At 72.3% G+C, this 7,384-nt stretch carries 9 protein-coding genes; 5 read left to right on the forward strand and 4 right to left on the reverse strand.

The features are described from left to right. A partial coding sequence (locus E1200_RS29045) for a fumarylacetoacetate hydrolase family protein (RefSeq protein WP_207933603.1) occupies positions 1–413 on the forward strand: 413 nt, incomplete at its 5' end. Between the two features lie 4 nt (positions 414–417). Here the strand turns inward: E1200_RS29045 and E1200_RS29050 are convergent. Beyond that, positions 418–1,467 carry a substrate-binding domain-containing protein gene (locus tag E1200_RS29050; protein ID WP_131955271.1) on the reverse strand — a complete coding sequence of 350 codons (1,050 nt, stop codon included), beginning with the start codon at positions 1,465–1,467 and terminating at the stop codon, positions 418–420. 33 nt (positions 1,468–1,500) lie between these two features. Between E1200_RS29050 and E1200_RS29055 the strand changes: the two genes are divergently transcribed. Both E1200_RS29055 and E1200_RS29065 read left to right on the forward strand, forming a co-directional pair. Then, the gene (locus E1200_RS29055) at positions 1,501–3,243 is read left to right on the forward strand and encodes an MFS transporter (RefSeq protein ID WP_243708920.1); all 1,743 of its coding nucleotides are present in this window, start codon (positions 1,501–1,503) and stop codon (positions 3,241–3,243) included. A gap of 25 nt (positions 3,244–3,268) precedes the next feature. Next, positions 3,269–4,186, forward strand: a complete 918-nt coding sequence (locus E1200_RS29065) for an alpha/beta hydrolase (RefSeq protein ID WP_131955272.1) — start codon at positions 3,269–3,271, stop codon at positions 4,184–4,186. 78 nt (positions 4,187–4,264) lie between these two features. On the opposite strand, the gene E1200_RS29070 is transcribed toward E1200_RS29065, so the two are convergent. The 3 genes from E1200_RS29070 to E1200_RS29080 all read right to left on the reverse strand — a co-directional run bounded on the left by E1200_RS29070 (position 4,265) and on the right by E1200_RS29080 (position 5,656). Then, positions 4,265–4,654 (reverse strand): RidA family protein, encoded by a 390-nt coding sequence (locus E1200_RS29070; protein ID WP_131955273.1) that lies wholly within the window; start codon positions 4,652–4,654, stop codon positions 4,265–4,267. A gap of 11 nt (positions 4,655–4,665) precedes the next feature. Then, a complete protein-coding gene (locus tag E1200_RS29075; protein ID WP_131955274.1) occupies positions 4,666–5,109 on the reverse strand; it encodes a carboxymuconolactone decarboxylase family protein in 444 nt (147 codons plus the stop codon). A 76-nt stretch (positions 5,110–5,185) separates the two neighbouring features. Then, positions 5,186–5,656: an Rrf2 family transcriptional regulator gene (locus tag E1200_RS29080; RefSeq protein WP_243708921.1), complete on the reverse strand. Its 471-nt coding sequence runs from the start codon at positions 5,654–5,656 to the stop codon at positions 5,186–5,188. Positions 5,657–5,916: 260 nt separating this feature from the next. On the opposite strand from E1200_RS29080, the gene E1200_RS29085 reads away from it, so the two are divergent. Both E1200_RS29085 and E1200_RS29090 read left to right on the forward strand, forming a co-directional pair. Then, on the forward strand, positions 5,917–6,246 hold the full coding sequence (locus E1200_RS29085) for a killer suppression protein HigA (protein ID WP_131955276.1): 330 nt from the start codon (positions 5,917–5,919) through the stop codon (positions 6,244–6,246). Positions 6,247–6,276: 30 nt separating this feature from the next. Then, the gene (locus tag E1200_RS29090) at positions 6,277–7,380 is read left to right on the forward strand and encodes a HigA family addiction module antitoxin (RefSeq protein WP_131955277.1); all 1,104 of its coding nucleotides are present in this window, start codon (positions 6,277–6,279) and stop codon (positions 7,378–7,380) included. Positions 7,381–7,384: the final 4 nt, after the last annotated feature.

A 7,384-nucleotide genomic window follows, 5' to 3' on the forward strand; every position in this document is an offset into this window, starting at 1 on the left:
TCGCCACCCCGCCGCAAGACCCCGAGCCCCTGCCCTACCTCCGCGAGAAGAACCCCTGGGGTCTCGACCTCTCCCTGGAGATCGCGTGGAACGGGCAGGTCGTCTCCCGCCCGCCCTACCGCGAGATGTACTGGTCACCGGCCCAGATGCTCGCGCACATGACGGTGAACGGCGCCTCGTCCCGCACCGGCGACCTGTTCGCGTCCGGCACGGTCTCCGGCCCGGACAAGGACCAGCGCGGTGCCTTCATCGAACTCACCTGGGGCGGCAAGGAGCCCGTGACCGTCAACGGCGAACCCCGCACGTTCCTTGAGGACGGCGACGAGGTGACCATCACCGCCACCGCGCCGGGCCCCTCCGGCACCCGCATCGGCTTCGGCGAGGTGACCGGCCGGATCCGTCCCGCCCGCTGACCGCTCAGGCGCGGGTGCTGCCCCGCCGGACGATCGACCACGGCGCGGCCAGGGAGGCCGGTTCCCGGCCGAGCGCGGCGTGCGCGCACGCCGCGCCCTGGTCGCGCAGCGACTGCGCCACCGTCGTCAGCCCGAGCTCCGCCGCGACCGCCGCGTCGTCCCAGCCGGTCACCGCCAGCTCGCCGGGCACGGCCCGGCCGGCGGCGCGGGCGGCCCGGACGACCCCGGCCGCCTGCTGGTCGCTCATCGCGGCGATCGCGTCGGGCGGCTCGGCGGCGGCGAGCAACGTCGCGGCGAGCCGCTCGGCCTCGGCCGCGTCGTTGCGGGCGCATACCGCCACGGTCACGTCACGCCAGGCGAAACCGGCGTCCTCCGCCGCCCGCCGGTAGCCCTCCAGCCGCTCCCGCGTGACCGGGAACGACACGTCCGCGCCGGCCACGCCGGCGGTGATCGTGCTCGTCCGCTCGCGGGAGAGCGGAAGGCTCAGCACCGCCGGACGCTCGGCGCCCGCGAAGGCGACGGCGCCCACCTCGGCCGCCGCCGCGCGGTTGTCGATGGTCACCAGGCCCATCCCGCGGACGGCCGGACCGCCGTGGACGACCGCCGGCCGCCGCACCGCCCGGACCGCCGCGAGGACCGGGTCGTCGTCGGACGTGGTCCAGATGACGAATCCGTCGACGGCGGCGTCCCGGATCCGCGCGGCGTCATCGGCGGCGCCCGAGATCGGCAGGATCGTCACGCCGTAGCCGTGGTCGGCGCAGACATCGGCGACCCCCGCCAGGAACGACACCGCCTCCGGGTCGTCGAACGCGTAGCTCAGGTGCTCGCCCAGGACCACCCCGAGCGTGCGGGTGCTGCCGCGGCGCAGCGACCGGGCGCTCGGGTCGGGTCCGGCGTACCCGAGGCGGGCCGCGGCGGCGAGCACCTTGGACCGGGCCTCCGCCGACACCCGGTCCGGCCGGTTGTAGGTGTAGGAGGCGGTCATGACGGACACGCCCGCCAGTTCCGCCACCTGCGCGAGGGTCGCCCGCTTCGGGCCCACGGACGGTTCCATGGGCACCAGCCTAGATTGTGTATCGTTACACACATGCCGCGCAGACCCGCCGGACCGCACCGCCGCCTGATCGCCTCCGCGGTCGTGGCCTTCGCCGCCTTCGGCGCGTTCTGGGGCGCGTGGGGCGCCTCGATCCCGCGGGTCCAGCAGCAGGCGGGCATCGGCGACGGCCGGCTCGGCTTCGCGCTGCTGTTCGTGGGCGCGGGCGCGCTGCCCGCGATGCTGCTGGCGGGCAGGGCGCTCGACCGCTGGGGCCTGCGGATCGCCGCCCTGGCCGTCGCCGCCCTCGGGTGCGCGGGCGCCGGAGTGGCGCTGACAGCGGTGGACCTGCCGAGCCTGTGCGCCGGGCTGGCCGTCGTCGGGGCCGCCAGCGGGGCCGCCGACGTGGCCATGAACGCGGTCGCCGGGCGGGCCGAGAAGATCGCCGGCCGTCCCGTCATCACCCCCGCCCACGGCGTCTTCTCCGCGCTGGTGGTCGTCGCCAGCCTGGGCACCGGCCTGGCGTCGGCCGCGTCGCTGCCGCTCGCGGCGCCGTTCGGGACGGTTGCGGTGCTCTCGCTGATCGCCGGTGTCTTCCTGCTGCGGACGCTGCCCGCCGAGGTCGTCGCCGGTCGGCACGTCCCGGCGGCGAGTGCGTCGCCGTCCGGTCGGCGCGGCATCGTCCCGTTCCTGAGCATCGGGATACTCGGCGCGCTCGCGTTCGCCGGCGAGAACGCGCACCAGAGCTGGAGCGCGGTCTTCGCGCAGGCCGAACTCGGCTCGGGACACGGGCTCAGCGCCGTCGCGCCCGCCGTGTTCGCCGGGACGGTCGCGATCACCCGGTTCTGCGTCGGCGGCGTGGGGGCCGCCCATGCGCGCACCGTCCTCCTGGCGGGCGCGTCGGCCGCCGCGAGCGGCGCGGTCCTGCTCGCCGCCGCGCCCACCCTGCCGATCGCCGTGCCGGGCCTCGCGCTCGCCGCCGCCGGGACCGCGGTGCTGTTCCCGACGCTGCTCGGCATCGTCTCGCGGAACGTCGAGGAGTCCCGCCGCGGCCGGGCCACCTCCGTCGTCACGACCGTGTCCTATCTCGGGTTCCTCGCGGGCCCCGGCTACGTCGGGCTGTGGTCCGACACCGTGGGGCTGCGCGGAGCCATGGTCGCGGTCGCCGCCCTCGCGGTCCTCCTGCTCGTCCTCACCCCGCCGCTGCTGCGCCTTCCGTTCACCGGGACACCGGTGGACGGGGCGTCCGCCATGGCCGAGGGTCGAGCCACCATGCCGCAGCCACCGGATCCCGACCTCGCCGGGCGCATCGCCCGGCTGGAGGCCATCGAGGAGATCAAGGCGCTCAAGCACCGCTACCTGCGGGCCTGCGACGCGAAGGACCCCGCGGGGTTCCGGGCGTGCTTCGTCGCCTCCGGCGCGTCGATCGACTTCGACCGCCTCGGCGCCTTCGACGACGCGGACGGCATCGCCAAGGTCTTCGAGCGCATCGCCCTTCAGCGGGTTGACGGCCGCAACGCGATCCTCGACATGCACCACGCGATGCATCCGGACATCACCGTCCACGGCGCGGGCAGCGCGTCCGGCCGCTGGACGCTGAAGTTCCGCCAGGTGAACCTGCTTGACGGCACCGAGACGGTCAGCACCGGCGAGTACGACGACGAGTACGTGGTCGAGGACGGCCGCTGGAAGATGTCCAAGTGCCACTTCCGCCGCCACTGGTCGATCACCCGCCCGATCGGCCCCGACTGCCGCATCGACCAGCCGGGGCTCACCCGGCCGGTATACCGTCGGTGACGGTCCCGGCCGTTGAGGAGGGCGCGTGCGGTTCGCGCTGAACGACCTGTTCGCCGAAGTGCCCGCCGAGCAGGCCGATGAGGCCCGCGACTTCTACGGTTCGAGGGCGGCCGGACGCGGCCCTCGCACGCTGGAGGAGCTGCGGGAGGCACGCGCGAAGAGGTCCGCGCCTCCCCCGGCCGACCCGCCGGGCACCGCAGAGCCGGCCGAAGCCGGTGGAGCCCGCGTCCCGGTACGGATCTTCACTCCGCCCAACGGGCGAGCACGAGGCGTCTACCTGGACATACACGGCGGCGGGTTCTACATGGGCTCCGCCGCGCAGGAAGACCGGCGCAACCGCCGCCTCGCGGACGCCCACCGCCTCGCGGTCGTCAGCGTCGACTACCGGCTGGCCCCCGAGCATCCTTGGCCCGCCGCACCCGACGACTGCGAGACGGCGGCGCTGTGGCTGATGGACCAGGCCCGTGACCGTTTCGGAACGGCCCGGCTGGCGATCGGGGGGAGTTCGGCGGGAGCGACCCTCGCACTGGCGACCCTGATACGCCTGAAGGACAGAGGGGCCGTGGACGCCTTCGCGGGCGCCGTGCTCCGGTTCGGCACCTACGACCTGAGTGCGCAGACACCGGCCGGCCGCCGGATCGCCGACGAGTACTTCATCCAGGCCTACGTCGGCCACGTCTCAGACCGCACCCTCCCCGACATCTCCCCCGTCTACGGCGACCTCCGCGGCCTCCCCCCAACACTCCTGGTCGTCGGAAGTGCGGACATCCTGCTGGAGGACAACCTCGCGATGGCGGGGCGTCTCTCCGCCGCCGGCAACAACGTCGACCTCCGGATCTACCCGGAGGCACCCCACGGCTTCACCGGCCACCCCACGGCAATGGCGGAAACCGCCCTCAGCGACATCGGGACCTGGCTACTCGATCGCATCGCGCAACCGTAGGACCTCGTTCGCGGGGTGCCCGAGCGGGGCCGCCGCTATGGCCGATAGGGCTGGGGGTATCGGCCATAGCGGCAGAGGTCAGGGGCGGGCGGCTATCGCGTCCACCTCGAACAGCATGGTCGGGTACGCCAGGGCGGCCACGCCGGAGAGGGTCTGGGTCGGCGGCTCGTCCTTCCAGATCTCGTGGATGTGCTCGGCGAGGACGGCGAGTTTGCCGGCGTCGTGCGCCACGATGTGCGTGCGCAGCTGGACGACGTGCTCGAAGTCCAGCCCGGCCGACCGCAGTGCGGTGCGCAGGTTCGCGAAGGACTGCCGGACCTGGTCGGCGAAGTCCGCCGAGACGACGTCGCCGTCGCCACCCGAGGCGAACTGGCCCGCGATGAACACGAGCTCTCCGGAGACCGTCGCGACATGGCTGTAGGTCGTGGGCCGGTAGAGACCGTCCGGGTTGGTGATGGAGTGGGGCAACGTGATCCCTCTCAGGCGGCGGGGTTGCGGACGGTGACGCTGATGCGGTTCCAGGCGTTGATCGCGGCGATCGCCATGACCAGGCCGCCGAGGGTCTTCTCGTCGTAGTGGTCGGCGGCCTCGTTCCAGACGTCGTCCGGGACCCCGGCCGGGTTGTCGCCGATGCGCGTGGCGGCCTCGGCGAGCGCCAGGGCCGCGCGCTCCTCGTCGGTGTAGAAGGGCGCCTCGCGCCAGGCCGCCACCGACCAGAGGCGCTCGTCGGTCTCGCCTTCGGCCTTCGCGTCGCGGGAGTGCATGTGGACGCAGAAGGCGCAGCCGTTGATCTGGCTGACCCGCAGCTTGAGCAGCAGCAGCGTGCTGTGCGGGACGCCGGTCTCCCCGATGGCCGCCTCCAGCGCCAGCATGGCCTTGTACCCGCCCGGGGCGGCCTTCGCGACGTTCATCCGTGCCTGCATGATGACCTCCATAGATCTGGATATCTGATGTCTAGAATTAGGGCCGATGTCTCCCTTGGTCGCGGATCGTGTGACTTCAGGTGCGCAGGCCGCGGAGGACGGCGCCGGGCGAGGCCGGGTGCCGCCTCTCGACGATCTCCTTCAGGTCCGCGAGGGTCACCGCCGCCAGCTCGCGGCGCCAGGCGAGCTCCGCCCGCCGCATGGACTGGGAGATGATGCACGACTTGCGGTAGTCGACGCCCTCGTGGTCCCCCGGAGCGCGCCGGAGGACCTCCTCGCAGCGGAACGCGCCGTCCGGTCCCTCGATGGCGGTCACCACGTCCATCATCGTGATGTCCTCCGGGCGGCGCGCGAGCCGGAACCCGCCCCGTGGGCCGGGCGTGGAGTCCAGGATTCCGGCGCGGGCGAGGGCCTGGAGCTGCTTGTTCAGGTAGGCGGCGGGCAGCTCGTAGTACTTCGCCAGGCGGGCCGCCGTCACCGCCTCCCCCGGCTCCAGCCAGGTGAGGTTGAGGCACTCATGCAGCGCCCACTCGACGCCCTCACTCATCCGCATAATCCTGGATACTAGACATCCAGAATCCCCACCCGCAACCCGCACCGCCACCGTCGCCCTCCGCAGTCCCCGTCCAGCGGCCGGATGCGGCCAGCAGGTCGACCACCTTGCCCCGGCTTGACCGCCAATGACCACAGCGCAAGACCGCCTCCTTGCTCACCGGGGCGGCGACCAGGGCCCGACTGTGGCAGAGTTCTGCCCGCACGGAGGTTCGCCGTTTACCTAACTGGTTAATACTTAAGGAGGGCGCGCGATTGGAGGTGCGGTATGCCGATCCGGACCTGCGCGACCTCTGCGCGTCCGACCGGGCCCTTCGCCGGAAGTACGGCGCCGTGTGCGCCAGGAGGATCGCCACCCGGCTCCGGACGCTGGAGGCGGCCGACTCGGTCGACGACCTCATGCGGGCGCCCGGCCGTTGCCATCCCCTCAACGGCACGTACTACGGCGACTGCTTCGCCTTCCGGCTGCACGGAGGGCTGCGCCTGGTCTTCCGGCTGTTGACGGACGAGGAGAGAAAGGCCCAGGAGATCCCGGATGACACGGCCGCGCTGGTGGTTGAGATCATCGACTACCACGAAGGTTGAACAGGCGATTCTTGGAAGGGAGTGAGGACGATGGCGACCCCCCCGGAGCTGCATCCGGCCGCCGACCCGGACTACGCCGTGCCGCCCGGCGAGACGATCCGTGAGTTCCTGGACGACCTGGACATGACGCAGCGGCAGCTGGCCGTTCGCCTCGGCCTCACGCCCAAGCACGTCAATCAGCTCGTCCAGGGCCTCGTGCCCCTATCACCCGACGTGGCCGCCCGGCTGGAACTCGTGACGGGCATGCCGGCGCGGCTGTGGAACCGCTTGGAGGCCGACTACCAGACCGCCGTCAACCGCCTCCGCCGGCGGGATGACTTCGCCGAGCTCGCGTCATGGGTGCGGGACGAGATACCCGTCCGCGAGTTGGTCAGGCGAGGCGTGCTGCCCGAAGGGCCCAAGGACGAACGGAGTCGCGTCCAGCAGGTCCTGACCTTCTTCGGCGTCGCGCACCTGGAGACCTACCGGGAGCTGTACGAGTCGACCGCCGTGAACTTCCGGCAGAGCAAGGCGTTCAAGGCGGGGCCGGGAGCCGTCGCCGCGTGGATACGGCTGGGGGAGCTGAAGGCACAGGACGTTCGGTGCAAGCCGTACACGAAGGCCGGCATCGAGGCCGCGCTGCCGCGGCTTCGGCAGCTGACCGTCCAGCCGCCCGAGGTGTTCTTCCGCCTCACCCGGGACATCTGCGCGGCCAACGGGATCGCGGTCGTCGTGGTACCGGAGATCACCGGAGCCCGGACCTGCGGCGCCACCAAGTGGCTGTCGCCCAACAAGGCGATGGTGATGCTCAGCGGCCGGTACAAGAAGAACGACCAGCTGTGGTTCACGTTCTTCCATGAGCTGTGCCATGTCATCAGGCACGGCAAGCAGGAGGTCCGGGTCGAGGGGGACGCCGATCGCGGGGATCCGCTCGAACGGGAGGCGGACGAGTTCGCGCGGGACCTGCTCATCCCGCCGGCGAAGGCGTCGCTGCTGCCCGGCCTCAAGAGCCTGGACGACGTGAAGCGGTTCGCCGAGGAGATCGGCGTCGCGCCGGGGATCGTCATCGGGCGGCTGCAGCACGAGGGTCATTTCCCGTACAGGGTCGGCAACGGGCTCAAGGAGGACATCAACCTCGCCAAGACCGCCGGATGAGGGG

The sequence above is a fragment of the Actinomadura sp. GC306 genome (assembly GCF_004348665.1).
In the GTDB taxonomy this organism is placed as follows: Bacteria; Actinomycetota; Actinomycetes; order Streptosporangiales; family Streptosporangiaceae; genus Spirillospora.